The organism is Janthinobacterium sp. GW823-FHT01H08 (assembly GCF_058797855.1).
This window is the reverse complement of the sequence record NZ_CM179504.1, coordinates 1,205,213-1,230,147: the sequence shown is the minus strand read 5'-3', so window position 1 is coordinate 1,230,147 and position 24,935 is coordinate 1,205,213. Positions and strand designations below refer to the sequence as shown.

Below are 24,935 nucleotides of genomic sequence, written 5' to 3'. Positions count from 1 at the left end.
TGCTGCCGAATGCCCAAAAACGGGAATGCATGCGCCCATTTTTGGTGCGTTGCCGCATTATTCAGGGGCGTAGGCGCTATTTTCGACGTCGGCGCACGCGTCAAAAAAATAGGCAGAGTATCAACACAATTACTGACTTTCCGGTAATTTAAATTGCTCACATAGAAATGTTTTCCATGTTTTTCAGACCACGCTTCCACCATCCGATTGGAACGGATGAGTACGACTCTTGCTTGCAAATTGCGCATCACTTGAAACAATTTCTTACAATGTTGCCTTCTCAATATTTTGATATTTTTGTGTCTAAAAAACGACACTTTGACCGAAATCAAGTTTTCAGCGGCCCCATTTCACATCTTTACTTTCTCTTTTTTGCATTTTTTTCTTAAAAGCATAGAGAAACAAGCTTTAACGCTGGCTTGCGCGCCGGAGCAGGCGCATGAAAGAGCCCAGCAACGGCAGTTTTTCATACAACTCTTCCGCCGCATCCCAATAATCGCGGTGCACGAGCACCCGTCCCTGCGCATCGAAGCGCACATGTGTGGCGCCGCGTATGCATTGTTCGCCAGATACCAGTCGTTTCATGCGGAAGCGAAACTCCCAGGTCAGAAAGGCTTGTTGCCCCTGCCCCAGGCTTTCCAGCACGACAAACCGGGGCGCATCAACCTGCACGAACATGTGCTCGAAGATGGCCAGAATGGCGGCATGCCCCTTCACCTCGTTGAACGGGTCCTTGAAATGGGCGTCCGGCGCGTACACGGCCCCCAGCTGGGCCAGGCGTTCCAGGCTCAGGTGCTCGTAAAATGCCACCAGACGCGCCAGCGCCTGTTCCACGCCTTCCGTGTCCAGCATGCTTGTGCTCATACGCCCGTCACCTTGCGGATCAGCCAGAAATAGGCGCGGTACGGCAACAGCCGCGCCAGGCGCAGGGTATTGGTAAAGCGTTTGGGAAAGTGGATGTGAAACTGCCCCCGCTCGATGCCATCGAGCATGGCGGCGGCCGCGTCCTGCGCCGTCATCAGGGCCGGCATGGTGAAATCGTTGTCCGCAGTCAAAGGCGTGGCGACAAAACCGGGGTTGATTTGATATACATCAATCCCGCGTGGATGCAGGTCCAGATACAGCGACTCCGTCAGATTGATCAGCGCAGCCTTGCTGGCGCCATATGCGAGCGCCTTGGGCAAGCCGCCATAGCCGGCCACCGAGGCGACGATGCCGATGCCGCCGCTGCCCTGGCGCAACAGCCACGGCAAGGCCTGCTCCAGGCAATTGAAGACGCCGCCCACATTCAGGGCCAGCAAGCCCTGCGCCGCCTCAAGGTCGAAGCTATCGGCGCGCATGGCCTGATAACCGCCAGCGACCACCAGTATCAGGTCGATATGCGTCCACTGCCGCTGCAACTCCACGCAGACGGCCCGCAGCTGCGCGTGCTGGGTGACATCGAGCGGCAATGCCTGCGCCAGCGGCTGCCCCTCGCACAACTGCTCGAGGCTGGCGCGGTGACGCGCCGACAAGGCCACGCTGGCGCCCTGCTCCAGCAGCAAGGTGGCGCAGGCGGCGCCGATGCCGCTGGAAGCGCCGATGATCCATACGTGCTTGCCGGCCCAACTGGTGATCTTGCGATTCATGGGGCCGCCTGCGGACGTTTGCTGAACGATAAAGTGACGGCGCCCAGGCTGAAACCGAACTTGCTCATGGCGGCGCGGTTCAGCATGACCTTGTCATCCATCAGGAACATCCAATCCTCGAAGTCGACGTGGTAGACCGTGCCATCGACGGGCAGCGCCAGCACGTATTGCCAGCGCAAGGCATTGCCGGCCACTTCGCCGACGGCCTCGCCGATCACGTCGGGCGCCGTGCCGATGAAGCGCCCGGGCGCCGTCTTGCGCAAGGTCCATATGCGCCGTTGGCGGCTGCCGTCCGAATACGTGAAATCCTCGTCCAGGGTACCCGTCTCGCCCGCCCAGCTGGCCCGCATCACGACGGTGAAGCGTTTCACGACCTTGCCGGAGCGGTCCTGGAAGATGCCGTGGGCGTCGAGCGTGCCGTTGAAGTACTGTTGCAGGTCCAGCTTGGGTGTTTCCTGCGCGTAAGTGGCGGGCGTGGGCGGCGTGGAACAGGCGGCCAGCGCCAGCAGCAAGGCGGCGGCCGTCATGCCGCGCCGGCAGCATTTCATCAGGTACATGGTCGATACTCCCCGGGTTCACTATATATATGTTGTAGCGGCGCGCGCCACAGCAGCAGCGCCGCCAGCAGTTTCAAGGCGCAGGGCAGCAAGGCGTAGGCGGCAGCCAGGGCCGGCAAACCGCCGCTGCTGTTGCCAGGCACATAGCCGAGCCAGGCCAGCAGGGGCAAGGCGATGCCGGCCGCCAGCGCCAGGCTCATTTGCACGCCCCAGTTCCACCAGCCGAAATATGCCGCTTCGTGCCGCCCGGCATGGCCGGCCGCGCCGATCAGCCCTGCCAGCAGGGCCGGCGGCAAGGCCAGGTCGGCGCCCAGCGCCAGGCCCGACAGCAGGCAAATCGCGGCAAAGCCCCAGGCGGCGCCCGCGCCCAGGCCATATGCCCAGACAAACACGGTCGCGGCCAGCAGCATGGCGCCGCCCCAGGCGCGCGCCTCGCCAAAACGGCGCGCCAGCGCCACCCACACGGGCATCGAGGCGGCCGCCGCGCAAAAATAGACGATCAGGAACGGCCCCGCGTAATGGCCCAGGCGCAAGTAGTCTCCGGCAAAGAACAGGAACAGGGTGGCGGGAATGGCGGCCGCCACGCCATTGACGAGCAAAACAGAGAACAGCCAGCGGAACGCGCGCTGGCGAAACGGCAGCTTCCAGCCATTGCCGGAAACCGCTTCCCCGGCACTGCGCACAACGGGACGCGGCGCGCGCGCCAGCAGCAGCGCCCCCGCCGCCAGCAGGCAAAAAGCAAAGGCCAGCGACAAGCCGTCATAACCGAGCACGGAAGTCAGCCCGGCCGCGAGGATCACGCCCAGCAAGCCGCAGCCTTCGCGCACGGCCGCCACCCGCGCCCGCTGCGTGGACGCCTGGGTGAGCGCCGCGCCCCAGCTCTGGTGCGCGATGCCGGCCAGGCCATAGGCCGTGTAGACGAGCAGCAAGGCTGCCAGGAACCAAGCCAGCGTCGCCGCTTGCGGCATCGATGGCGGATGGAACAGCGCGCCAAAGCCCAGCAGCAGCAAGGGCAACGCGGCGCCGACAAGCATGGCATAACTGCGCCCGCCACGCGCCATCCAGGCGCCCAGGGCCGGATCGATGAAGGCGGCGGCGATGCGCGCCGCGAGCAGCACGGCGCCGATCTGCGCCAGGTCAAGGTTGCTGCGCTGCGCATAAAACGGCGCCACATAGATATAGATGGGCAGCGCCAGCATGGCCAGCGGCAAGCCGAACAGGCCGTAGCTGAACAGGGCCGGCAAGCTCAACGCGCTGGCCCCGGCGTTCATGGCAGCGCCGCCGCATTCTGCAGCAAGGCCGCGCGCAGCTTGGGCGCCGTGGTCGACGGCGAGAGCCAGATGGCAAAAAACGCGCGCGCGAAATCGCCATCGCTCACGTCGGCCAGCACCTTGCCATCGAGATAAAAGCGCACGCCGGGCGCGATGCCGGCTCGGTAGACGCCCGCGATACGCTGCTCCTCTTTGACGTCAGGAAAGATGCGCTGCATGGTGGACAGCCACGCCAGGCGCTGCTCCGGCGTGCCGGCGCCGATTTTCTGCATCTGTTCATAACTGGCTTCGGCGATCTTCTTGCCATCGAGCGAACGTGCGTAGCGCAATTCCAGCGCAAACGGCGCCGTTTCGGACGCCGCGCCCTGGTAGCCCTGCGGTCCCACCCACAGTTGTGCCCGATAAATACGCATGCCGAACCACGTGTATTCGCCCTCCCCCGCCAGCCGGGCCTCGGGCACGTCGGCAGCGACAAAGACAGACGGCGCGGCCGCGGCGCCCAACATGGCCAATGACAGCACAACAGTGGCAAGCAAGCGGCGCATGGTCAGTCCTTCACCAGAGTAAATTGCATTACATCCGTGTTGTGCGCCTGGAAGGCGGCCTCGCAATACGCGAGGTAAAACTCCCAGGTCAGCAGGAAACGGCCATCGAAACCCTGCTTTTCCAGCGCCGTGCGCTGGGCCAGGAAGCTGGCGCGCCACTGGCGCAGGGTTTGCGCGTAATCGAGGCCAAAGCGGAAGGCGTCTTCCACGCGCAAGCCCTGCGCCTCGGCGGCGCGGCGGAACTCGGCCGGCGACGGCAGCATGCCGCCCGGAAAAATATACTGTTGAATGAAATCCGTGCTCTTGCTGTAGCGCTCGAACAAGTCGTCGGCGATGACGATGGTCTGGATGCAGGCGCGGCCGCCCGGCTTCAGGTTGCGCGCCACGCAGGCAAAGTAACTTGGCCAGTAGCTTTGCCCCACGGCTTCGAACATCTCGATCGAGGCGATGGCGTCGTACTGGCCGGCGCTGTCGCGGTAATCGCACAGCTGCAAGTCGGCCTGCGCCGCCAGCCCCGCGTCCTGCAGGCGCTGGCGCGCATACGCCAGCTGTTCGGTCGACAAGGTCAGGCCCGTCACGTGGGCGCCGTAGCTGCGCGCCGCCGTTTCCGCAAAACCGCCCCAGCCGCAGCCGATTTCCAGCACCTTGGCGCCTGGCCGCAGTTGAAGCTGATCGGCAATGCGCCGGTATTTCGCCCATTGCGCCTGCTCCAGGCTGGCGCCTTCGGCAAACAGCGCACTCGAATACGTCATCGACGGATCCAGCCACAACTGATAAAAGGCGTTGCCGATATCGTAATGGGCGTGGATATTCTTCTTGCTGCCAGCGCGCGAATTGCGGTTGAGCAAATGCCGCAGCTTGTAGACCAGGTTGCCCCACCAGTTGCCATAGATCAAGGACTCGATCTGTGCGCGGTTGCGTATCATCAGCTCGATCAAGCCCGGCAAATTGTCCGTGCGCCAGTCGCCGGCGATAAACGTTTCCGCAAAGCCGATATCGCCCGAGCGCAACACGGCGGAACACAGGCGCCAGTTGTGCAAGTCCAGGGTGACGGGGTGGCTGCCGTCGCCGTACAGCAAGATGCTGCCATCCGGCGTGCGCAGACGCAGGGCGCCATATTGTAATTTTTGCAGCAGGCGCACGATCATGCGCCCGGAAGCGGGCATATCCAGGTGCGTGTGGTCGGGCAAGTGCGCGGGACACGCGCTGCTGCGCGCATGCAGGCCGGTCGGCAGGGAGTCGGAGCTCATCGGGACACCTTTTCTTGTGGAGGGTGGGGTTTGCTGAAAAACGGCACGCGGCGCAGCCACAGGCGCAAGGCTTGCCAATGGATGCGCGCCATCACGCCGAACGTCATCAGCGGGTAGCGCAGCAGAGCCCAGGCGATGGCGCCATCGCGCAGCGTCTGCGCCGTACCGGACAAGCTCGTCTGCAAAACAGGACCGTCAAGGTCGTCGTAATCGACCCGGGCCAGGTGGCGCTCGCCATCCTCTTCACTGTTGCGCAGGAAACGGAAGCGGTAATGCCCTTCCACCTTGCAAAATGGCGACACGTGGAAAATTTTTCTGGCCTGCAATTCGCTGCCATACGCGATGGGCCCGCCCTGCTCGAGCAGGTACAGGTGGCGCTCGCCGAAGGTATTGCGCACGTCGCAGACCACGGCGCGCAAGGCGCCATCCGTACGGTGGCAAAACCAGAAGCTGACGGGATTGAAAACATAGCCGAACATGCGCGGCATGGTTTGCAGCCAGATTTCGCCGCCCGCGTCAAGCACGCCTTGCTGGCGCAGCAAGCCATCGATCCACTCCAGCAGCGGCGTCGTGCCATCGCCATGGTCGCTGTCGCGGAAGGACAGCACATTGGCGCCGTTGCGCGAGATCAAGCGGGCAGGAAAATCGTGCGCGCCCAGGCTGCGCAAGGGCAGGCGCAGATAAAACATGCCGTAACTGAAAGCATGCGCGCGCGGACGCAGCCGCGCATGCCGCACCCGCCCCAGACACAGCTGGGGCTGCGGCGGCACGGACGGCGATGAATTACGCGGCATGACCGAGCTCCGCCGCCGCCATGCCATTGAGTATTTGCGCCACGGCAAGGCCCGACTTCAAACCGTCTTCATGGAAACCATAGCCCGTCCAGGCGCCCGCGAACCACGTGTGCTGCGCGCCCTGGAAACCGGCCAGGCGCGCCTGGGCCGCAATGGCCGCGCCATCGAACACGGGGTGGGCATACGAAAACGCGTCGATGACCTTGGCCGGGTCCGGCTCGTCGAGCGGATTGAGCGAGACGATGACGGGCGTCGTAAACGGCAGCGGCTGCAACTGGTTCAGCAAATAGTGCACGCATACCTGCGGCGATTCGCCCTCCTGCGCGGCCGGCCGTCCCTGGTAATTCCAGGCCGACCAGGCGCGGCGGCGCTGCGGCAGGCAAGACGCATCCGTATGCAGCACGGCCCGGTTCGGCTGGTAGCGCACGGCTTCAAGCACGGAGCGCTCGTCGTCACGGATGTCCGCCAGCAGGGCCAGCGACTGGTCGCTGTGGCAAGCGAGTACCACATGATCGGCATGCTCGACGCCGGCCGCCGTATGCAGCTCGACCATGCGTGCGCCGCCGTGCCCCTGGCGGCGCACGGCCAGCACGGGACACGCCAGGCGCTGCTGCGCAATGCCTGCCAGCAGTTTTTCCACGTACACGCGCGCACCGCCGCGCACCGTACGCCATTGCGGCCGGTTGCTCACCTGCAGCAAGCCGTGGTTGTGGCAGAAACGGATGAAGGTGGCCAAGGGAAAGGCCAGCATCTGGCGCGCCGGGCACGACCAGATGCAGGCGGCCATGGGCAACAGATACCAGTGACGGAACTCGTCGCCATAATTGTGCAGATCAAGGAACTCGCCGAGCGACATGGCCGGCGCCGGCACGCTGGCTATGGCCAGGGCGCTGGCCTGGCGGTTGAAGCGCACGATATCGCGCAGCATGCGCAGGAAGGCGGGGCGCAACAGATTGCTGCGCTGCGTGAACACGGTATCGAAATTGGCGCCCGCCCATTCCAGCACGCGGGCATCGGACGAGGTGCCCAGCGGCATCTTCACGGAAAACGACATGTCGCTGTCGGCCGCCTCGACACCGAGTTCGTCAAACAGTTGCACCAGGTTCGGATAGGTGGCGTGGTTAAACACAAGGAAACCCGTGTCGACACCATGCGTGACGCCATCGAGCGTGACATCGACCGTATGGCTGTGGCCGCCAAAATAGTCGCCCGCCTCGTACAAGGTCACGTCCTGGCCCGCCTGCGCCAGGCGATAGGCACACGACAAACCTGCAATTCCTGCTCCGACGACGGCAATTTTCATGAGTACACCTGTATTAAGTTTGTCCTGGACAAAACGAGCCTCATGGATAATCGATGAAATATTGATTTATGTCAATGAGCGCCCTCGGCCGTTCCACAACTTATACGTCGGCAATTTCCAATCGGATTCAGCTATTTGGTCCGGGGCGGCGGAAGGCGTAAAATGCACTCCACGTTCTTTTTGGCATGCGAGCAAGCCCCTGGTATGGATACTGACCTGCAACCTACTTCCGCCTTCAGCATCAGCGATGTCGAGCGCGATACCGGGCTGGCCAAGGAAACCTTGCGTGTCTGGGAGCGCCGCTACGCTTTTCCCCAGCCTCAGCGCGACGCCTTTGGCGAGCGCAGCTACCCGGCCGAGCAAGTGCAGAAGTTGCGCATGGTCAAGCGCCTGCTGGACCTCGGCTTTCGTCCGGGAAAAATCATGCAGCACAGCACCGTGCAACTGCAGCAGCTGGCCAGCGCCGGCAGTGCGGCGCCGTCAACGCCGCCCCCGCAGCTCGAACACTACCTGTCGCTGTGCCGCGGCCACCAGATGGCGGAACTGGGTGAGGCCCTGCGCCAGGCGCTGGCCGTGCTGGGCTTGAAAGCGTTCACCATCGACGTCATCGCCCCCCTGACGGGCATGGTGGGCGAGGCGTGGGCTTGCGGCGACCTGGCCGTGTATGAAGAGCATCTGTATAGCGAAACCTTGCAAACGGTGATGCGCCACGCCATCTTTTCCCTGCCGCAGGCAAGCAGCCCATCGACGCGCACGCCACGCATCGTGCTCAGTACCTTGCCGCAGGAGCGTCATGGCCTGGGCCTGCTGATGGCCGAGGCGCTGTGCGCGGCGGCTGGCGCCCATTGCATGTCGCTGGGGGTGGAAACGCCGCTGACGGACATCGTCGCGGCCGCCCGCGCGCAGCGGGCCGATATCGTGGCGCTGTCGTTTTCCAGCGCCAGCAAGCAGCGGCAGACGCGCGACAGCCTGCAGCAACTGCATACGAACTTGCCACCAGGGATGGAATTGTGGGCCGGGGGACGCAGTCCCGTGCTGTACAAGCAGCCGCCCTCCTTCCTGCATGTGCTGGACTTGCGGCAAGTCGACGAAAGCATCGCCGACTGGCGCCGCCGCCACCAGGCGCTGGCCCTGCAAACCCATTGATCCGGCTGGAAAGCGCGGCAACTGCGGCGATCTCCGTGGATAGGCGCGCAATGTTGCCAATCGAACAGTAAAGCATGAAGGGCCGGGCGCGCTCTGGTAGAATAGCCCGTAACACAGTGTCCGGCGCCGCCGGGCCTTAGGTCAGCACCCGCCACCACACATCCATGTTTAGTTTCTTCAAGAAAAAACCCATCGCTCCCGAGGCCGCACCAGCCGAGCCCCTCGTCCTTCCCGCCACGCCGCCCGCACCGCAGCCAGCCGCTACGCCCCTGAGCGGCGCGCCGGCCGAGCTCGTGCCCGTGATCGTGGCCGCCGAACCCGAGAAAAAATCGTGGATGACGCGCCTGAAGGCGGGCCTGTCGAAAACCTCGAACACCTTGTCCGTGCTGTTCGTCGGCGCGAAGATCGACGACGCCCTGTACGAAGAGCTGGAAGCGGCGCTGCTGATGTCCGACGCCGGCATCGACGCCACCGAATTCCTGCTGACGGAATTGAAGAAAAAGGTCAAGGAAGACAAGCTGCTCGACGCAGCCGCCGTCAAGGCCGCGCTGAAAGTGCTGCTGATCGAGCTGCTCTCGCCGCTGGAAAAGCGCTTCGAGCTGGGCCGCCACAAGCCGCTGGTGATGATGATTTCCGGCGTCAATGGCGCGGGCAAGACCACTACCATCGGCAAGCTGGCCAAGCACATGCAGTCGAACAACCAGTCCGTGCTGCTGGCCGCGGGCGACACCTTCCGCGCCGCCGCACGCGAGCAGCTGATGGTCTGGGGCGAGCGCAACAACGTTACCGTGATTTCGCAGGAATCGGGCGACCCGGCCGCCGTGGCCTACGACTCCGTGCAATCGGCGAAGGCGCGCGGCATCGACGTGGTCATGGTCGACACGGCCGGCCGCCTGCCGACGCAGTTGCACTTGATGGAAGAATTGAAGAAAATCAAGCGCGTGATCGGCAAGGGCATGGAGGGCGCACCGCATGAAACCCTGCTCGTCATCGACGGCAACACGGGCCAGAACGCCCTCACGCAAGTGAAGGCCTTCGACGATGCCCTGCAGTTGAGCGGCCTGGTGATCACCAAGCTGGACGGTACAGCCAAGGGCGGCGTGCTGGCGGCGATTGCCCGCGTGCGCCCCGTGCCCGTGTATTTCATCGGCATCGGTGAGAAAATTGAAGACTTGCAGCCTTTCGTGGCTGCCGAATTTGTCGAAGCGCTGCTCGGATAAGCCTATACATGATTGAATTTCAGCACGTCTCCAAGCAATACTCCCCCGACGCCGTGGCGCTCAGCGACATTTCGCTCAGTATTGCCAAGGGCGAGCTGGTCTTCCTGGCCGGCCCGTCCGGCGCCGGCAAGTCCACCTTGCTGAAGATGATCGCCGCCATGGAACGCCCCACGTCGGGCAAGCTGATCGTCAATGGCCAGGACATGGCGAAGATCAAGCCGGCCGGCGTGCCGTTTTTGCGCCGTAACATGGGCCTGATCTTCCAGCAGCAAAAACTGCTGAACGACCGCTCCATCCTGGCCAACGTCATGCTGCCGCTGCTCGTCGTCGGCGCGCATAAAGTTGCCGCCGAGCAGCGCGCGCGTGCCGCGCTCGACAAGGTGGGACTGCTGGACCGCGCCATGGCGCGCCCTTTGTCGCTGTCGGGCGGCGAGCAGCAGCGCGTCTCGATCGCGCGCGCCATTGTCAACCGGCCGCAGATCATCCTGGCCGACGAACCGACAGCCAACTTGGACCGCGCCAGCGCCAACAAGGTGCTCGACGCCCTCAAAGCATTCCACTCGGTGGGCGTGACCTGCCTCATTTCCAGCCATGACGAACAGATGCTCGACGCCGCCGCCCGCGTGATCCACCTGAAGAACGGCCAGCTGGTCGCCATCGACAAGGCCACGCAAGCGCCCGTCTTCGCCCCGCCCGATCCCGACTTTGCGCCCGCTCCCGACCAGGACGACGCGCAGGGAGAACAGGCATGAGAGGCTGGTTCCGTCAACACCGCTTCGCGCTCGGTTCGGCGCTGATTCACTTGCGCAAGTCGCCAGGCGGCTTTTTACTGAACGTGCTCGTCGTCGCCATCGCCCTGTCGCTGCCGTTCGCCGGCTTGACCATGCTCGACAATGTGCGCCCGATGTCGGAGCAAATGTCCGTCGACCCGGAAATCAGCGTTTTCCTGAAAATAGACACGCCGCGCGAGCAAGCCGTGGCCTTGGCCAGCGCCATGCGCAAGATCGTCGGCGAGCAAAAGGCGAAGATCGTCTTCATCCCGCGCGAACAGGCGCTCGATACGCTGAAGAACAAGAACGGCCTGGCCGACGTACTGAGCACCCTGGGCGACAATCCCCTGCCCGACAGCTATGTGCTGAAACTCGACGCCTTCAGCAGCGCCAGCGAAGCGCAGGACGTCGATGCCGTGGCGGAACAGCTGCGCCACCTGCCCGGCGTGGAATCGGCGCAAGTCGATTCGGCCTGGGTCAAGCGTCTGGCGGCCCTGCTGGGCGTGCTGCGCCTGGTGCTGCTATTGCTGGCCATCACCCTGGGCGTGGCCGTCATCGCCGTGGTCTTCAATACCATCCGCCTGCAAGTGATGCAGCAGCGCGATGAAATCAGCATCTCGAAACTGATCGGCGCCACCGATACCTTCATCCACCGCCCCTTCTATTACACGGGCGCCCTGCTGGGCCTGTGCGCCGGTGCGCTGGCCCTGGGCGCCGTGGCGCTGGCCTTGCAGCCGCTCAATACCGCGATTGCCGAGTTTGCACGCCTGTATGCGTCCGAATTCCAGCTGGTGCCGCTGGCGCCGCTGCCGATGGCCGGCTTGCTGGCCGTCAGCGCCGGCCTGGGCCTGATCGGCGCCTTCCTCTGCGTGCAGCGCCACCTGGCGCGCCTGAACTGACCTTCCTTTCCATGGCGGCGCTCCTGGCGCCGCCATGCGCCTCGCCATCCCCATCTGCTGTTATCTTGATATTTAGCAAGTATTCTTAAGGCTCGCTTCAGCCAGAGGCCGTAGACTAGCCATGTTGTCGTGAAGCGGCCTGCAGTGCTGTTCAGATCGCTGTTCAGACATATTTATCAAGCATTCATTCGCCATAGCATTTAGGCTATCAGGACGATTAAATGTGCTGATTGGCACTCTCAGGCAGAGAGTGCTAATATAGGGACATACCAACAGCAGAACCGCCATGGACGCCAGATGAAGATGGTGCCGCGATCTGCAAAGTGCAAGACCGAATACGCAAAACAGAACAGACAATCGGGCCACGTCGTGTGATGTGGCCAACTGGAACAAAGCAAGACTACGAGGGAGAAAACATGACTATGATGTCCGCAACATCCGCATTGGTTCCGACCAAAAGTAATGCGCTGGGCCTCGGGTTCACTGGCAATCTGGGCAATATCGACGCCTATATTTCGGCCGTGAACCGTCTGCCCATGTTGACCCACGACGAAGAAATTTCGCTGGCGAAACGCCTGCGCGAAAAAAATGACCTGGCCGCCGCGCAAGAACTGGTGCTGTCGCACCTGCGCCTGGTGGTCTCGATTGCCCGTGGCTATCTGGGCTATGGCTTGCCGCATGCCGACCTGATTCAGGAAGGCAATATCGGCTTGATGAAAGCCGTGAAACGTTTCGATCCGGACCAGGGCGTGCGCCTGGTGTCGTACGCCATGCACTGGGTGAAAGCCGAGATGCATGAGTACATCCTGAAAAACTGGCGCCTGGTCAAGGTCGCGACGACGAAGGCACAGCGCAAGCTGTTCTTCAATCTGCGCAGCCACAAGACGGGCCTCGATGCGATGACGCCGAAGCAGATCGATGCGCTGGCCAAGCTGCTCGACGTGAAGCGCGAAGAAGTGATCGAAATGGAAACGCGCTTGAGCGGCCGCGACATCGCGCTGGAATCGCCGACCGACGATGAAGACGACAAGTTTTCGCCGATCGCCTACCTGTCGTCGGAGCAAAGCGAGCCGACCAAGGTGCTGGAAGCGGAACAAGTGACGCGCCTGCAATCGGAAGGCCTGGAAACGGCCTTGTCCAAACTGGACGCCCGTTCGCGCCGCATCATCGAAACGCGCTGGCTGGCCAACGACGACGGTTCCGGCGCCACGCTGCACGCGCTGGCGGAAGAGTTCGGCGTATCGGCCGAGCGCATCCGCCAGATCGAAGTGGCGGCGCTGAAGAAAATGAAGGGCGCCCTGGCGGCCTACGTGTAATCGAAAGCAATGCCGCAATGCAAAAGGCGCCGCAAGGCGCCTTTTAGTTTTATAAATGATATTTATCAACAGATAAACATTGTCAGCCTTTATGCTGCAGCCAAGCCCTTGGTGATCAGCTCGGCGACCAATTCATTCAGATCCGCGCCGCGCTCCTTGGCCAGGGTCTGCAATTGCAACACCAGATCGCTGTTCAGCTTGACGGCGAACGGCACCAGGCCCAGCGCCTGATCGCGCTTGCGCTGCTCGCGGCGGTCGACGACCACCGCTTCCTTACCGAATGCACCGGCGCCGGGAACATTCATCTTTCCCATCAGTTTCTTGGCATCGCTTTTGGCCAGGTCGGTTTTTTTCATGGTTGTTTCCTGATTTTCAAAACAGCCATTCTACGCAGTAATCGGCGCGCCGCGTGGCCGGCGCGTCAATTCATCGGCAGCGCGCCAATAGTGCGCCAGAAAAATATCATTTTGTTATTATCATTTTCATCCCACGCGTGGACGCCACGCCGGGACGCTCTACCTGAAAGGAAAAACATGCACTATCTACATCAATCGTACCGAACGTGGTTGTTACCCTTGTTCATCGCCTGCCTGGCCGTGCTGGCGGGCTGCGGCGCGGCTGGCAGCGCCGGCGACGCGGAAAACACGCCGCGCAGCGTCACCCACGTGCTCTCGCCGGGCGAACAGGTCGCCATCACGGCCACCGATACCCTGAAACTCGAGCGCGTCAACGACAGCCGCTGCCGCAAGGGCGCCGTGTGCGTGTGGAAAGGCTACGTCAGCTACAGTTTCAGTTTGCTCAACAGCGCGGGCGCCACCGATATCGTCTTGTCCGAGTCCATGCCCGGCGCCGCCAGCTCCGTGACCGTCAACCACCTGACGTTCACCCTGCTCGACGTCGATCCGGCCACGCCGCCCGCCCTGGACGCGGCCGCGCCCACCTACCGGGTCAAGGTAAAAATCACGCAGGGCGCCCTGCCCCGCTAAGCATCAGACATCGTGGCGCTGGCGGCTGTCGGTCGGCGCCTGTTGCCGCTCCAGCATACCGTAATCACGCACCACGCCGGCGATGCGCAGCCGGTAATCGTCGAACACGCCATGCCGGCCCGCCGATTGCGCCGCGCGGTGCGCTTCCAGCTGCCGCCACTGCGCCAGTGCCGCTTCGTCGCGAAAGAAAGACAGCGACAGCAGTTTGCCTGGCTCGCTCAGGCTGCTGAAGCGCTCGATGGACATGAATCCATCGACTTCAGCGAGCAAGGGACGCAGCGCGGCCGCCAGATCCAGATACTGCTGGCGTCCTTCGGCGCTGGGCCAGACTTCGAAAATCACGGCAATCATGCTATTTCTCCATTGCTGAAAACGGGGATGCGGGCGTTCAGCGAAGGCCGGTACGACCAGACCAGCGGCATGTCTTCCAGCCCGTCGGCCCATGCCTGCAGGCATGCAGTGGCAATCGTCTGGGCGATGGACTGGCCCGGACAGGCGTGGCGGCCATGGCCAAAACCCGACTCCGCCTGGCCGGCGCTGGCCAGCACGACGATGATCGTCTGCCCGGCCGGTATGCGCACGCCGGGCAATTCCACGGCATCGCCCGTGTAGCGGCGCGTGTTGTGGATCGCGGGGTCATGCCGGCTGACCTCGCGCAGCAAAGCCGGCCATCGCTGGGGTGCGGCGCGCAGTTGCGCGAACAACTGCGGCTGCGTGCACAAAGCGACCGTGGCATTGCCCAGCAGACCTGCCGTGGCGTCACACGTCTGCGACAGCAAGCCCACGAGGTTGGCCAGTACGCCGCCAGACGCCTGCCAGCCGACGGCATACGCCCCGGTCACGATGTCGTGCAGCAAGCTGCCGGGCAAGGCATCCGCCTCGCGCAGCAATACGGTAAAACCGTGCAGCAAGGCATCGGCCGCTTGCTGCGCGCCGGCCAGTTGTTCTCCATTGCTCAGCGGCGACAAACAGGCGACAAAGTCGCGCGTCCAGGCGGCCAGCGCCGGCCATTGCGCTGGCGCAAAGCCCAGCAAGTCCGCCATGGCGAACAGGGGCAGCTCAAAAATCGCCTCGTTCAGCTGCGCGGCGCTGCCGGGAACGCGGTCGCCGGCAAACTGCATCACCCGTCCATGCAGGCGCGCCAGGTCCACCTGGCCCAGCGCCCGCGCCAGCACCTGTTTCTGCACGGCATGCCGCTCGCCCTCGTTCATGCGCACCAGTTCGGCAAAGATGGCGCCGCACGGCGTGCCTGCCAGGTTGAGCGGCACGGCCTGCCCCGGCGGGCGCACGCGGCAAGCGGGATGCTCGAGCACGGCCCGCACGCCGGCCGCGCCCGTTGCCAGCCAGCAATCGAGCGACGCCTCGAAACGCAGCGGCGGGCCTTCCGCCAGGCGGCGATAGTAGTCATACGGCGCCGCGTGGGTGACGGCGGAAAAAGGGTCGGCGAGCGGCATGCGCATTCCATTGCAGTGAGGTGGGGACACGAGTATGCTGCCCCTTCCACCACAACACTTCGCCCACGGACGAATCATGGATGACAAACTTCCCTCGGCCGACATGGGCCTGGCGCAACTGGCCGGCGCCATCGCCGAACCGGCCCGCGCGCGCATGCTGTGCAGCCTGCTCGATGGCCATGCGCGCACGGCCACGGAACTGGCCACCTTGGCCGAGGTAGGCGCCTCGACGGCCAGCGCCCATCTGGCGCGCTTGCGCGACGACGGTTTGCTGTCGATGCTGGCGCAGGGCAAGCACCGCTACTACCGTCTGGCCAGTACGGAGGTGGCGCGGGCGCTGGAAGCGCTGCTGGTGGTGGCCGGCGTGCCCGCAACGCCGTTTACACCCTCCACGCCGGACCGCTTGCGCCATGCGCGCACCTGCTACGACCACATGGCCGGCACGGTCGCCGTCGCCATGCACGACCAGTTGCACGCGCAAGGCTGGCTGCTCGACGATGATGGCGAAGGCAAATATTGCCTGTCGGAAGCGGGTGCGGCCGGCATGGCGGCGCTGGGCATCGACGTGCCGCAATTGCAGCGTCAGCGCCGCCGCTTTGCCTGTGCCTGCCTGGACTGGAGCGAACGGCGCGCCCACCTGGGCGGGGCGCTGGGGGCGGGCCTGCTGCAGCTGGCCCTGCGCCGGCGCTGGGCCGAGCGCGAACTCGACAGCCGTGCCCTGCGCCTCACGCCCGATGGCGAGCGGCGCCTGCTGGCCGCGCTGGGTGCGCCATGATCAGCTTCGAAGGTTTGTCCAAACACTACGGCACCTTCGAGGCCGTCAAGCCGCTGACCTTACAAGTGGGCAAAGGAGAGGTCTTCGGCTTCCTGGGCCCGAATGGGGCCGGTAAAACCACCACCATCCGCATGCTGATGGGCATCCTCGTGCCCAGCAGCGGGCGCGTGCTGATCGATGGCCTCGATTGCCACCGCGATGGCGCCGCCGTCAAGCGCAAGGTGGGCTACCTGCCCGACAATCCCATCTTCTACGATTATTTGCGGGGACGTGAAATCCTGCAATTCGTGGCCGAAATGCATGGCTATCCACGCGCCGAGGCGGCCACGCGCACGGCGCGTCTGCTGACGGAATTCGGCCTGGACGAGGCGAGCGAGGATTTCGCCGTCAATTATTCGCTGGGCATGAAGAAAAAGCTGGGCCTCGCGTGCGCGCTGATCCACGATCCCGCCGTGCTGATCCTCGATGAACCGATCAACGGCCTCGACCCGCGCGCGTCGCGCGACGTGCAGGAACGCTTGCTGCGCATCGCCGCGGCCGGCACCACCATTTTTGTTTCCACGCATTTGCTCGACATGGCGCAAAAGCTGTGCAGCCGGGTTGCCATCATCCACCGTGGCGCCCTGGTCGCCACGGGCAGCCTGGACGAGATCCGCCAGCAGCTGTCCAGCGACGGCAGCCTGGAAGACCTCTTTTTGCAACTCACCGACGAAACCGCATGACACCGGCGCCGCCCACCGCCTGGCGCGCCGTCTGGCTGCTGACCCGCTTGCGCCTGCAGCGCCTGCTCAACGTCAGCGGCAAGGGCTTGGCGTTCCATCGGGGAGGCAAGAGCCGGCCCGCCACGCCAGGAAAGAAACGAGGGCGATGGCTGCTGGGCGCGCTGCTGGTCTTGCCCATGCTATTTGCCTCCGGCAATATCGCCCGCCACAACCTGCTGAACATGCATTGCCTGCTCGACCAGGTGACCGTTTGCCAGGCCAAGGGCAGCCTGCAGGCAGGCGAGCGCGTGATGGCGCCCGTCATCGCCCACTTGATCGAGCAACCGTTCAGTGCGGCGCTGGCGGGTGCCCTGACCTTGCAATTGGCGCTGCTGTGGCTGGTGAGCCTGCTGCTGCCGCTGGGCATGGGAGAACTGTCGAAGCCGGACTGGGACCTGGAATGGCTGGTCACCCTGCCCGTCGACAAGGGCACCCTGCTGTGGGCGCGCGTGCTCGAACGCACGCTGGTCAACCCGCTCGGCCTGCTGGTGCTGTGGCCCGGCACCACCATGATCGCCTGGTATTCGGGCCAGGGCTGGTTTTCGCCGCTGTCGGGGCTGTTTGCCTGCCTGCTCCTGCTGGCCTTGGCAGCCATGTTGCGTACCCTGATCGACACGGGCTTGCGCCTGTCGCTCAGTCCTGCGCAGCTGGGCAACTTGCAGGCCCTGCTGTCGGTGGCCGGCCTGTTTCCCATGTATATGGGCATGTCGTTCGGCATGGGTACGGGCGGCTTTGCCCACGCGTGGGCGGCGGCCATGCCGGCCTGGACCGGCTGGACGCCGCCGGGCCTGCTGGTGAGTTTGCTCAATGCCCAAGGTGCGGCAGCAGCCTTGCCGGCCGTCCTGCTGCTGGCGCAATGCCTGTGCTTGATGCAGCTGGGCATGGCCCTGCTGCGCCGCCAGCTGCGCCACGGCGTGGTGGGCGCGGGCCAGCGCGAGGCCGGCCGCAAGCGCTCCCCTGCGAACCAGTCCGCTGGCAAGTGGCGCGCCCGCCCCGGCACGGTGATCCAGCGCCGCGAGCTGACCTTGCTGCTGCGCGACCGCAATTTTCTCGTGCAAACCCTGTTGCTGCCCTTGCTGATCCTCGGTGGCCAGGCCCTGTTCTCGGGCCAGGCGCGCGACCTGCACGAGCTGCTGTCCAGCCCCGTCTTGCTGGCCTCTACCGGCTTTTTCCTCGGCACTTATGTGCTGATGATGTCGGCCTTCCAGACCCTCAACAAGGAAGGCGGCGCGCTGTGGCTGCTGTACACGTTTCCCGTCGCCGTCGACCAGGCGCTGCGGCAAAAAGCCCAGCTGTGGGCCGCGCTGGCCCTGCTCTACCCCTTGATCCTGTTCAGCGCGGCGCTGGCCTGGCAAGACGCCTGGCGGTGGGACATGGCGGGTTTGATGCTGCTGGCCCTGGCCGGCATCCCCCTGTACTCGGCGATCGCCGTGGCGCTGGGCGTGTTTGCCAGCGATCCGCTGGCCACCGAGGCGGCGGTAAAGATACGGCCGGCCTACACGTATCTATACCTGCTGCTGACCGGCCTGTACATCGCCGCGCTGGCCGCCGGCAGCCTGGCGCAGCAACTGGTGTTTGTCGTGCTGACGGCGGCGCTGGCCGTGGCCCTGTGGCAAAAAGCACGCGATGCGCTGCCCTACCTGCTCGACCCGTCCGCCTCGCCGCCGGCCAGGGTCACGGCAGCCGACGGCCTGATCGCCGCCATGCTGTTTTTTATTCTGCAAATCCTGCTGTTGATCCTGCTCAAGGACAAGGTGGCTGGCGTGCTCACGTATGTGCTGCTGCGCCTGGTCTACTGGCGCAGCAAGACGGCCGGCGTGCCGCGCATGGCACGAGGCCGGCACCCCTGGCGCTGGGGTACGGCAGGCGCGGCCGTATCGGCTCTCTGCGGCATCGCCTGCACGCTCGTGCTGCAAGCACCTGCGGCGGCAGCGGGCGGCAGTTCGTGGGACAGCCTGTGGCTGCTGGCCCTGGGCGTGCTGGCCGCGCCCCTATGCGAGGAATTCATTTTCCGCGGCTTGCTGCAGGGCGGCTTGCGCCGTTCGCTGCCGGCCTGGCAAGCCATCGCCATCGGCGCCGCGCTGTTTGCCATGATGCATCCGCCCTCCGCCATGCTGCCTGCCTTTGTGCTGGGCCTGTGCGCGGGCCTCGCGTACGAACGCAGCGGCGCGCTGCTGGCGCCCATGCTGGTACACGCGGGCTACAACGCCGCCCTCCTCGCATATCAGCTGCATGCTTAATCACCAGCAAGTTTGCTAGAATCGCACACGTTTCCGTCCGTATCCCAACCAATGACTACGCACAGATCACGCATGAAGCCACGCTTGTTCGCACCATTTATCCTCGTCGCGCTGCTGAGCGGCTGCACGGTACTCGCCCTGCGCCCCAACAGCGGCGTGGAAAACCGCACGTTCACCGTGCAGGAAGCCCCGCGCCTGCGCATCGACGCGCCCAAGGCGCGCATCCAGAACCCGATGCCCAACGACCACTTCATCGGCATCGCCCTGTCCGGCGGAGGCAGCCGCGCAGCCAATTTCTCGGCCGCCTCGCTGGAGCAGCTGGAGCAGTTCGGTCTCGTCAGCGGCGCCTCGGCCATCTCCGGCGTGTCCGGCGGCGCCATCGCGGGCGGCTACTATGCCTTGCATGGCAGGCAGACGGATTGGCCTTTGCTGCGCAGCAAGCTGAAAACGGATTTCTTCGGCCAGACCATTTTGAAACCGGCCAACCTGACGACGATGTTGTTGACGAACAAGACGCGCACGTCCTTCCTGTCCGACGTATTCGACGATGTGCTGTACGACAAGAAAACCTACGAGGACTTGCCGCACGACGGCCCCATCTTCCTGGCCAACGCGACGGATGCCACCGATGGCGGCAAGCGCGTGGTGTTTTCTTATGAGTATTTCTACGGCACCCTGCATTCGCCGATCCAGGATATCCGCCTGGCCACGGCCGTGGCCACCTCGGCCGCCTTTCCCGGCGTGTTCGATTCCGTCACCTTCGAGCGTTTCCGTCCGAAAAATACGTTCGTGCCGGAACTCGGTTCCGAGTCGCGCGAATCGCCGTCCTACGTGCACCTGTTCGACGGCGGCGCGGCCGACAACCTGGGCGTGGAAACCCTGTGGGACGTGGCCCTGACGCAACTGTACGGCAACGACATGGCCGTCGTGCCGCCGCGCCTGAACAGCAAGCCCTTCATCCTCATTTCCATCGACGCCAACGCGCCCAATTCCAGCGCCGTGTTCGAAAAGATGTCGGACGAGCGCCAGCCGCTGGACCGCATCTTCAACAAGAATATCTACGATGCCGTCGATGCCCTGTTTTCGCGCCAGCGCAAGGAAAATCTCGTCAAGATGGGCTTTGGGCAAGCCCGCTTCGATACCATCACGCATGAAAACTTTGGCGACCTGAGCCAGAAATTCGTCAAGGGCAAGCGCACCTCGGCCTTTGCCATTCCCGTGCTGTGCCGTCCCCACCTGGGCCAGTACCGCTGCGAAGTCGATGCGGCCGATCCTTTGCCCGGCCAGATCCGCACGCGCCTCGAAGGCTTTGCCTGGCATATTTCCATCGACCAGATCGCCTCGCTGGCGCTGCGCCTGTCCAGCGGCGACGCCCAAGTCGACAGTGCCCGCAAGGAAGAGCGCGCCGCCCTCGTCAAGCTGCAGCGCCTGGCCACGCAGACGAAGACCCATCTGAAACTGACGGGCCCGGAAAACTGCAGCCCGGACGTCTTGCAATCGGCGCTGTACAGCGCCGCGCGCGTGCTGATCCTCGACGACGAGGAATCGCGCTTCGCCCTGTGCGACTACATGTTGGCGGGCAAACTGATCAATGACGACACGGTCTGCAAGCAGCGCTACGTGCACGCCGTGCCCCGCTTCGCCATCGAAAGCGAAGATTTGCAATACCGCAACTTGAGTTCGGACGGCAATTCCGTGAACGTGCCGATACGCTGCAAGAAATGAGCTGCCTGTCACGACAAGGGTAACTCTTGATTGTAATCAAGACAGCCATGACGTCGACGAAGAAGAATGCACTGTACGGCTGTTGCGGGGGATCAACCCATGCACCGCAGCCGCCTGGTCACCATTCATCGTGTAGGATAGCCCATGTTTTGCACGGCATGCGGGACGCAGCAAGCGGAAGGCAAGACGCACTTTTGCGCCAACTGTGGCGCGCGCAGTGACGCCGCCGAGGCACTGCCTGCCGGTGTGGCTGGCTGGAGCTGGGGTGCCTTCCTGCTGAACTGGATATGGGCGATCGGCAACCGCACGTGGATAGGCTTACTCGCACTGATCCCCTACGTTGGCATCGGGGTTGCCATCTGGCTGGGCATCAAAGGCCGTGAGATGGCCTGGAAAAATGGAAAATGGCAAAGTGTTGAACACTTCAACCTGGTACAACGAAAGTGGTCGCAATGGGGCATCGGTCTTACGCTAGTCATCGGCGTGATCAGCCTGTTGCTGTCTTTCGCCTTACTCGTATCGTGGTCGAAAGACATGAAGCGCGTTGACGCCAGCACCGTCGACACCCTGCTGGCGGCAGCGGAAACCTCCTCGCAAGAGGCCGCACAAGCGGCAATATGCCCAGCCGAAAGCGATGAGTAGCGCCTCGCACGCGCACAAAAAAGCCCGCACGATCGCTCGTACGGGCTTTAGCGCAAGGATTCCTGGCGCCCGGTTGATTTAGATCAATCGACCTTAAATCAAGCGACTACGCCTGCGCATGTAGCTGCGGCTTAACGCACCTTCCAGTTCCTTCTCCGTTTTATGCTGGTTCACCGTGTACAGGGCCCACAGGGCCGCCGGCGCCCAGCCGATCACAGTGCACTGCAAGATCAAGGCGGCGGCACCGGCCAGCGGGCGCCCCAGCATGAAAAACGTGAGACACGGAAGTAGCAAGGCTATCAGCAATCGCATCACGACATACTCTCCTTCAAAATAGAGCAGCGGACAAGGGCCGGTATCCGGTCCGTCCCCCGCCCGCTGCGTACTGCTCCTTATAGATGCACTGAGATTTGGGGCATCAGGTCGTCAAACGTGCGACCGTTGCCGTTTTCTCCGATGGCGTGCATCTTCCATTCGCCGTTATGGCGGTACAGCTTGGCCATGATCTGTGCCGTGTGGGAACCTTGCACAGACAGGTTGAAACGCGCGACTTCCTGGTTATTGCTCGCATTCAAGATGCGGCAATAGGCGTTTTCCACCTGCGAGAAGTTCTGGCCAGTAAAGCTGTTGACGGTGAAGACCAGGCTTTTCACGTGCGCCGGCACCTTCGACAGATCGACATTGATCTGTTCGTCGTCGCCATCGCCCGCGCCCGTGCGGTTGTCGCCCGTGTGGACAATGCTGCCGTCCTTGCTTTTCAGCTGGCGGAACCAGACGATGTCGGACGTGCCCTTGTTCTCGTCGAACATGACGCACGAGGCGTCCAGGTCGACGGCTTCCGTCTTCGAACCGAAACCGAGGAAACCCTTGGTCTTGGCCGCATCCCAGCCCAGGCCCATGGTGATACGGGTCAGGGTGGTACCAGCTTCTTTGTCCAGAGAAATCTTCTGGCCCTTGCTCAAATTGACAGACATACGCATAGCTCCTGTTTGCTTGGTTACATCAAATATTAGTTACGCCGGCTTGCTTTGGGTCCAGGCGAGGAAGGCCGCGCGGTTGCGCGAGCACACGAGGATTTTTCCTGTGCCTGAAAACTTCAGCACCATGCCTTCGCCGCTGGTCTGGCTATTGATCAAATTACCCAGAAAGCCGCCGCTGCTGCCGGTCGTGATGGAAATTTCGTATTGCAGGCGGTTGTCCCAGCATACGACGTGCGAATTGTCGATCACCACGTCCTTGCCAGGCGTCACTTCCAGTTCCGACATCGCGCCAAAACCGGACACCGCCAACTGGCCGCTGCCTGCCGTCTCGGTGATGAAAAACCCACCGCTCTGGGCAAACAGCGCATTGCCAAGGCTTTGCGTGCTCACCTTCAATTCCACGCCAGACGTGGCAGCCACGAAGGCGCCGTCGTTGATCATGTATTGCTGGGCACCCACCTCGAGCACCCGCATCGCGCCGGGCAAGGTGGGCGACAGCAGACAGTCGCCGTCGCCCCGCACAGCCTCGATATGCTGCTGAAAGAACGATTCGCCGTTGGCAAAGGTGCGCATCAGCGCCGCACCGATGCCGCCCGTCATCTTGCCTTTCAGCTCAAGATTGGTTTCCATCATCACCATCGCATCGGATTCGCAATAAATCTTCTCGCCCTTGGCCAGCGACACATGCAGAAACGGGTCGACGTCCCCTGTTACATTAAAAACCGGCATTCAACTGTTCCTTCCTCAACGATGATGGTGATGGCGGCGGCCCGCGCTGCGGACCGCCTTGATTATTTACAACTTATACGCCGACGCCGAAAGACGCGGCGAGTGGGCCCAGACCGCCTTTATATCCCTGGCCGATGGCCTTGAATTTCCAATCGCCGCCATTGCGGTAGATTTCGCCGAAGACCATGGCCGTTTCCGCCGAACCGTCTTCCGACAGGTCGAAGCGGGCGATTTCCGTGTTGCCGTTGGCGTTGACGCAACGCACGTACGCTTTCGATACCATACCAAAGTTTTGCTTGCGCGCTTCGGCATCGTGAATCGTCACGCAGACGGCGATCTTGTCGATCTCGGCTGGCACCGTGGCCAGGTCGACGACGACGGTTTCATCGTCGCCATCGCCGGCGCCCGTGGTGTTGTCGCCCGAGTGGGTGACGGAACCGTCGCTCGACTTCAGGTTGTTATAGAAAATCATGTCGACGTCGGCGCGAACCTTGCCGTCGGCCTTCAACAGGAATACGGAACCGTCGATGTCGAACGCGGCGCCGTCGGTGGCGCGGGCATCCCAGCCCAGGCCGATGATCATCTTCGAAATGCCGGGGGCTTCCTTGCTCAGGTTGACGTTGCCGCCTTTTTGCAGACTGATTGCCATGATGTATTTCTCCTATGTGGGTTGTATATGATCAAACACCTGGCGTCCTCCACCGGCCTGACTCCCCAGGCCGGCGGCGACGCTTGCTGCAACTTGCCGACAAACGGGTGTAGTCGTTTGCCGCGCATTCTTTACACTGCCTTGACCGCTTCCAGCGCTTCCGTCCGGCCTTCTTCGAGGGCCATCCTGCGCTTGTAGCGGATCGACGACCACAGCGAGGCGAGAATGAAGGCCACCCCAATCAGACCCGTGAAAATCTCGGGAATGTGGAACTTCATGCTGACCAACATGATCACGGCCAGGATACCGATCGCATAGTGCGCGCCGTGCTCCAGATAAACGAACTCGTCGAGCGTGCCCTTGCGCACCAGGAACACCGTCATCGAACGCACGAACATCGCGCCGATTGCCAGGCCCAGCATGATGATCACGACATCCTTGGTGATGGCAAACGCGCCGATCACGCCGTCAAAGCTGAACGAGGCGTCGAGCACTTCCAGGTACAGGAAGCCGCCAATACCGCCGCGCTTGATGATATCGCCCATGTTGCCGTCGCCGTTGTCGCCTTCCAGCAAACCGCTGATCACATCGACGCCCACGTAGGTCAAAATACCCCACAGGCCGGCCGTCAGGACCACCAGCTTCTGGCCTTCTTCGATCATCGACAGACTGACCATCAGGGTACCGAGCGCGATCATCACCGAAATCGACGAAATCTTGCCCAGCGCGCCCAGTTTTTCTTCAATGCGGCCCAGCCAGTGCGTTTCTTTTTCCGAGTCCAGCAGGAAGTTCAGGAAGACCAGCAGCAGGAAAATGCCGCCGAATGCCGCCACTTCCGCGTGGTGATTCGTCAGGTGCATCGAATACTGTTCCGGATTGCTCAGTGCCAGATTCCATACTTCCATCAAGCCCAGGTCCGCCGCTTGCGCCACGATGACCAGCGGGAACAGCAGACGCATGCCGAACACGGCGATGATGATGCCCACGCCCAGGAACAGGTTTTGCCAGAATTTGTCCCAGTTCTTCAGCACCGAGGCATTGACCACCGCGTTGTCGAACGACAGCGAGACTTCCATCACGCCCAGGATCACCGCGATACCGAGCGCCGCCAGCATCGTCTGCACGCCACCGTGCGTGTAACCCCACCAGGCGGAAATGCCCAGGCAGATAAATGTCACTAGAAATGACACTCTGAAATGCTTCATCGATAGTTCCCCGTTATCTAGATTTAATGAAACATAGTATAGGGACATGTCACACATTTAAAAATAGAAGATAATGGAAGTATTACTTCG

27 protein-coding genes are annotated in these 24,935 nt (G+C 62.9%); 11 read left to right on the top strand and 16 right to left on the bottom strand.

Annotation, left to right across the window (positions count from 1 at the left end; genetic code table 11):
- Positions 1-408 precede the first annotated feature (408 nt).
- The 8 genes from AC3RCG_RS05560 to AC3RCG_RS05525 are packed head-to-tail and all read right to left on the bottom strand — an operon-like array spanning position 409 to position 7,348.
- Entirely contained in the window at positions 409-864 is a 456-nt protein-coding gene (locus AC3RCG_RS05560; RefSeq protein ID WP_121668499.1) for a nuclear transport factor 2 family protein, read from the bottom strand.
- Positions 861-1,628 (bottom strand): SDR family NAD(P)-dependent oxidoreductase, encoded by a 768-nt coding sequence (locus AC3RCG_RS05555; protein ID WP_230506313.1) that lies wholly within the window; start codon positions 1,626-1,628, stop codon positions 861-863. Before AC3RCG_RS05555 ends, AC3RCG_RS05560 begins: the two co-directional genes overlap by 4 nt.
- The gene (locus AC3RCG_RS05550; RefSeq protein ID WP_139143699.1) at positions 1,625-2,185 is read right to left on the bottom strand and encodes a DUF3833 domain-containing protein; all 561 of its coding nucleotides are present in this window, start codon (positions 2,183-2,185) and stop codon (positions 1,625-1,627) included. The genes AC3RCG_RS05555 and AC3RCG_RS05550 overlap by 4 nt, the downstream gene beginning before the upstream one ends.
- Positions 2,176-3,456 carry an MFS transporter gene (locus AC3RCG_RS05545; protein ID WP_492403384.1) on the bottom strand — a complete coding sequence of 427 codons (1,281 nt, stop codon included), beginning with the start codon at positions 3,454-3,456 and terminating at the stop codon, positions 2,176-2,178. Before AC3RCG_RS05545 ends, AC3RCG_RS05550 begins: the two co-directional genes overlap by 10 nt.
- Positions 3,453-4,001: a chalcone isomerase family protein gene (locus AC3RCG_RS05540; protein ID WP_492403386.1), complete on the bottom strand. Its 549-nt coding sequence runs from the start codon at positions 3,999-4,001 to the stop codon at positions 3,453-3,455. Before AC3RCG_RS05540 ends, AC3RCG_RS05545 begins: the two co-directional genes overlap by 4 nt.
- Before the next feature lie 2 nt (positions 4,002-4,003).
- The gene (locus AC3RCG_RS05535) at positions 4,004-5,251 is read right to left on the bottom strand and encodes a class I SAM-dependent methyltransferase (protein WP_492403388.1); all 1,248 of its coding nucleotides are present in this window, start codon (positions 5,249-5,251) and stop codon (positions 4,004-4,006) included.
- Positions 5,248-6,045: a DUF1365 domain-containing protein gene (locus AC3RCG_RS05530; RefSeq protein ID WP_070222508.1), complete on the bottom strand. Its 798-nt coding sequence runs from the start codon at positions 6,043-6,045 to the stop codon at positions 5,248-5,250. The genes AC3RCG_RS05535 and AC3RCG_RS05530 overlap by 4 nt, the downstream gene beginning before the upstream one ends.
- Positions 6,035-7,348, bottom strand: a complete 1,314-nt coding sequence (locus AC3RCG_RS05525) for an NAD(P)/FAD-dependent oxidoreductase (protein WP_492403390.1) — start codon at positions 7,346-7,348, stop codon at positions 6,035-6,037. Before AC3RCG_RS05525 ends, AC3RCG_RS05530 begins: the two co-directional genes overlap by 11 nt.
- A 204-nt stretch (positions 7,349-7,552) precedes the next feature.
- On the opposite strand from AC3RCG_RS05525, the gene AC3RCG_RS05520 reads away from it, so the two are divergent.
- From AC3RCG_RS05520 to rpoH, 5 genes are all read left to right on the top strand, one after another.
- Entirely contained in the window at positions 7,553-8,494 is a 942-nt protein-coding gene (locus AC3RCG_RS05520) for a MerR family transcriptional regulator (protein WP_492403392.1), read from the top strand.
- Between the two features lie 164 nt (positions 8,495-8,658).
- Entirely contained in the window at positions 8,659-9,714 is a 1,056-nt protein-coding gene (ftsY, locus tag AC3RCG_RS05515; protein ID WP_099409837.1) for a signal recognition particle-docking protein FtsY, read from the top strand.
- An 8-nt stretch (positions 9,715-9,722) separates the two neighbouring features.
- The gene (locus AC3RCG_RS05510; protein WP_070222516.1) at positions 9,723-10,466 is read left to right on the top strand and encodes a cell division ATP-binding protein FtsE; all 744 of its coding nucleotides are present in this window, start codon (positions 9,723-9,725) and stop codon (positions 10,464-10,466) included.
- Entirely contained in the window at positions 10,463-11,383 is a 921-nt protein-coding gene (gene ftsX, locus AC3RCG_RS05505) for a permease-like cell division protein FtsX (protein WP_070222518.1), read from the top strand. The genes AC3RCG_RS05510 and ftsX overlap by 4 nt, the downstream gene beginning before the upstream one ends.
- Before the next feature lie 422 nt (positions 11,384-11,805).
- Complete coding sequence (gene rpoH / locus AC3RCG_RS05500; protein ID WP_492403561.1) at positions 11,806-12,699, top strand: RNA polymerase sigma factor RpoH; 894 nt, start codon at positions 11,806-11,808, stop codon at positions 12,697-12,699.
- An 89-nt stretch (positions 12,700-12,788) separates the two neighbouring features.
- On the opposite strand, the gene AC3RCG_RS05495 is transcribed toward rpoH, so the two are convergent.
- Positions 12,789-13,055, bottom strand: coding sequence for a hypothetical protein (locus AC3RCG_RS05495; protein WP_070290134.1), 267 nt, complete (start codon positions 13,053-13,055; stop codon positions 12,789-12,791).
- Between the two features lie 177 nt (positions 13,056-13,232).
- Between AC3RCG_RS05495 and AC3RCG_RS05490 the strand changes: the two genes are divergently transcribed.
- Positions 13,233-13,685, top strand: coding sequence for a hypothetical protein (locus AC3RCG_RS05490; protein ID WP_070222524.1), 453 nt, complete (start codon positions 13,233-13,235; stop codon positions 13,683-13,685).
- A 3-nt stretch (positions 13,686-13,688) separates the two neighbouring features.
- On the opposite strand, the gene AC3RCG_RS05485 is transcribed toward AC3RCG_RS05490, so the two are convergent.
- Together AC3RCG_RS05485 and AC3RCG_RS05480 are read right to left on the bottom strand one after the other, a co-directional pair.
- Positions 13,689-14,036, bottom strand: coding sequence for an antibiotic biosynthesis monooxygenase family protein (locus AC3RCG_RS05485; protein ID WP_492403396.1), 348 nt, complete (start codon positions 14,034-14,036; stop codon positions 13,689-13,691).
- A complete protein-coding gene (locus tag AC3RCG_RS05480) occupies positions 14,033-15,139 on the bottom strand; it encodes a cytochrome P450 (protein WP_492403398.1) in 1,107 nt (368 codons plus the stop codon). The genes AC3RCG_RS05485 and AC3RCG_RS05480 overlap by 4 nt, the downstream gene beginning before the upstream one ends.
- 76 nt (positions 15,140-15,215) lie before the next feature.
- Between AC3RCG_RS05480 and AC3RCG_RS05475 the strand changes: the two genes are divergently transcribed.
- From AC3RCG_RS05475 to AC3RCG_RS05455, 5 genes are all read left to right on the top strand, one after another.
- Positions 15,216-15,914 carry an ArsR/SmtB family transcription factor gene (locus AC3RCG_RS05475; RefSeq protein WP_492403400.1) on the top strand — a complete coding sequence of 233 codons (699 nt, stop codon included), beginning with the start codon at positions 15,216-15,218 and terminating at the stop codon, positions 15,912-15,914.
- Complete coding sequence (locus AC3RCG_RS05470; protein WP_492403402.1) at positions 15,911-16,636, top strand: ABC transporter ATP-binding protein; 726 nt, start codon at positions 15,911-15,913, stop codon at positions 16,634-16,636. Before AC3RCG_RS05475 ends, AC3RCG_RS05470 begins: the two co-directional genes overlap by 4 nt.
- Positions 16,633-18,915 carry a CPBP family intramembrane glutamic endopeptidase gene (locus AC3RCG_RS05465; RefSeq protein WP_492403404.1) on the top strand — a complete coding sequence of 761 codons (2,283 nt, stop codon included), beginning with the start codon at positions 16,633-16,635 and terminating at the stop codon, positions 18,913-18,915. The genes AC3RCG_RS05470 and AC3RCG_RS05465 overlap by 4 nt, the downstream gene beginning before the upstream one ends.
- An 84-nt stretch (positions 18,916-18,999) precedes the next feature.
- Positions 19,000-20,640, top strand: coding sequence for a patatin-like phospholipase family protein (locus AC3RCG_RS05460; protein WP_492403406.1), 1,641 nt, complete (start codon positions 19,000-19,002; stop codon positions 20,638-20,640).
- 144 nt (positions 20,641-20,784) lie between these two features.
- A complete protein-coding gene (locus AC3RCG_RS05455; RefSeq protein ID WP_070290123.1) occupies positions 20,785-21,282 on the top strand; it encodes a zinc ribbon domain-containing protein in 498 nt (165 codons plus the stop codon).
- A gap of 93 nt (positions 21,283-21,375) precedes the next feature.
- Here the strand turns inward: AC3RCG_RS05455 and AC3RCG_RS05450 are convergent, their stop codons facing one another.
- The 5 genes from AC3RCG_RS05450 to AC3RCG_RS05430 form a co-directional block, all read right to left on the bottom strand.
- Positions 21,376-21,594: a proteolipid membrane potential modulator gene (locus AC3RCG_RS05450; RefSeq protein ID WP_070312927.1), complete on the bottom strand. Its 219-nt coding sequence runs from the start codon at positions 21,592-21,594 to the stop codon at positions 21,376-21,378.
- 80 nt (positions 21,595-21,674) lie between these two features.
- Entirely contained in the window at positions 21,675-22,256 is a 582-nt protein-coding gene (locus AC3RCG_RS05445) for a TerD family protein (RefSeq protein WP_070290121.1), read from the bottom strand.
- A 39-nt stretch (positions 22,257-22,295) separates the two neighbouring features.
- Positions 22,296-22,991, bottom strand: a complete 696-nt coding sequence (locus tag AC3RCG_RS05440) for a TIGR00266 family protein (protein WP_492403409.1) — start codon at positions 22,989-22,991, stop codon at positions 22,296-22,298.
- Positions 22,992-23,064: 73 nt separating this feature from the next.
- On the bottom strand, positions 23,065-23,640 hold the full coding sequence (locus tag AC3RCG_RS05435) for a TerD family protein (RefSeq protein WP_070222543.1): 576 nt from the start codon (positions 23,638-23,640) through the stop codon (positions 23,065-23,067).
- Between the two features lie 131 nt (positions 23,641-23,771).
- The gene (locus AC3RCG_RS05430; protein ID WP_070222545.1) at positions 23,772-24,845 is read right to left on the bottom strand and encodes a DUF475 domain-containing protein; all 1,074 of its coding nucleotides are present in this window, start codon (positions 24,843-24,845) and stop codon (positions 23,772-23,774) included.
- Positions 24,846-24,935 lie beyond the last annotated feature (90 nt).

Excerpts from the sequence above, each read along its gene's own strand:
- AC3RCG_RS05510 (WP_070222516.1), top strand. The coding sequence starts at position 9,723 with ATGATTGAATTTCAGCACGTCTCCAAGCAATACTCCCCCGACGCCGTG.
- AC3RCG_RS05550 (WP_139143699.1), bottom strand. The coding sequence starts at position 2,185 with ATGTACCTGATGAAATGCTGCCGGCGCGGCATGACGGCCGCCGCCTTG.
- AC3RCG_RS05530 (WP_070222508.1), bottom strand. The coding sequence starts at position 6,045 with ATGCCGCGTAATTCATCGCCGTCCGTGCCGCCGCAGCCCCAGCTGTGT.
- AC3RCG_RS05435 (WP_070222543.1), bottom strand. The coding sequence starts at position 23,640 with ATGGCAATCAGTCTGCAAAAAGGCGGCAACGTCAACCTGAGCAAGGAA.
- AC3RCG_RS05450 (WP_070312927.1), bottom strand. The coding sequence starts at position 21,594 with ATGCGATTGCTGATAGCCTTGCTACTTCCGTGTCTCACGTTTTTCATG.
- AC3RCG_RS05470 (WP_492403402.1), top strand. The coding sequence starts at position 15,911 with ATGATCAGCTTCGAAGGTTTGTCCAAACACTACGGCACCTTCGAGGCC.
- AC3RCG_RS05475 (WP_492403400.1), top strand. The coding sequence starts at position 15,216 with ATGGATGACAAACTTCCCTCGGCCGACATGGGCCTGGCGCAACTGGCC.
- AC3RCG_RS05430 (WP_070222545.1), bottom strand. The coding sequence starts at position 24,845 with ATGAAGCATTTCAGAGTGTCATTTCTAGTGACATTTATCTGCCTGGGC.
- AC3RCG_RS05440 (WP_492403409.1), bottom strand. The coding sequence starts at position 22,991 with ATGCCGGTTTTTAATGTAACAGGGGACGTCGACCCGTTTCTGCATGTG.
- AC3RCG_RS05520 (WP_492403392.1), top strand. The coding sequence starts at position 7,553 with ATGGATACTGACCTGCAACCTACTTCCGCCTTCAGCATCAGCGATGTC.
- AC3RCG_RS05525 (WP_492403390.1), bottom strand. The coding sequence starts at position 7,348 with ATGAAAATTGCCGTCGTCGGAGCAGGAATTGCAGGTTTGTCGTGTGCC.
- AC3RCG_RS05495 (WP_070290134.1), bottom strand. The coding sequence starts at position 13,055 with ATGAAAAAAACCGACCTGGCCAAAAGCGATGCCAAGAAACTGATGGGA.
- AC3RCG_RS05465 (WP_492403404.1), top strand. The coding sequence starts at position 16,633 with ATGACACCGGCGCCGCCCACCGCCTGGCGCGCCGTCTGGCTGCTGACC.
- AC3RCG_RS05555 (WP_230506313.1), bottom strand. The coding sequence starts at position 1,628 with ATGAATCGCAAGATCACCAGTTGGGCCGGCAAGCACGTATGGATCATC.
- AC3RCG_RS05485 (WP_492403396.1), bottom strand. The coding sequence starts at position 14,036 with ATGATTGCCGTGATTTTCGAAGTCTGGCCCAGCGCCGAAGGACGCCAG.
- AC3RCG_RS05535 (WP_492403388.1), bottom strand. The coding sequence starts at position 5,251 with ATGAGCTCCGACTCCCTGCCGACCGGCCTGCATGCGCGCAGCAGCGCG.
- AC3RCG_RS05480 (WP_492403398.1), bottom strand. The coding sequence starts at position 15,139 with ATGCCGCTCGCCGACCCTTTTTCCGCCGTCACCCACGCGGCGCCGTAT.
- rpoH (WP_492403561.1), top strand. The coding sequence starts at position 11,806 with ATGATGTCCGCAACATCCGCATTGGTTCCGACCAAAAGTAATGCGCTG.
- AC3RCG_RS05455 (WP_070290123.1), top strand. The coding sequence starts at position 20,785 with ATGTTTTGCACGGCATGCGGGACGCAGCAAGCGGAAGGCAAGACGCAC.
- AC3RCG_RS05545 (WP_492403384.1), bottom strand. The coding sequence starts at position 3,456 with ATGAACGCCGGGGCCAGCGCGTTGAGCTTGCCGGCCCTGTTCAGCTAC.
- AC3RCG_RS05445 (WP_070290121.1), bottom strand. The coding sequence starts at position 22,256 with ATGTCTGTCAATTTGAGCAAGGGCCAGAAGATTTCTCTGGACAAAGAA.
- AC3RCG_RS05560 (WP_121668499.1), bottom strand. The coding sequence starts at position 864 with ATGAGCACAAGCATGCTGGACACGGAAGGCGTGGAACAGGCGCTGGCG.
- ftsX (WP_070222518.1), top strand. The coding sequence starts at position 10,463 with ATGAGAGGCTGGTTCCGTCAACACCGCTTCGCGCTCGGTTCGGCGCTG.
- AC3RCG_RS05540 (WP_492403386.1), bottom strand. The coding sequence starts at position 4,001 with ATGCGCCGCTTGCTTGCCACTGTTGTGCTGTCATTGGCCATGTTGGGC.
- AC3RCG_RS05490 (WP_070222524.1), top strand. The coding sequence starts at position 13,233 with ATGCACTATCTACATCAATCGTACCGAACGTGGTTGTTACCCTTGTTC.
- ftsY (WP_099409837.1), top strand. The coding sequence starts at position 8,659 with ATGTTTAGTTTCTTCAAGAAAAAACCCATCGCTCCCGAGGCCGCACCA.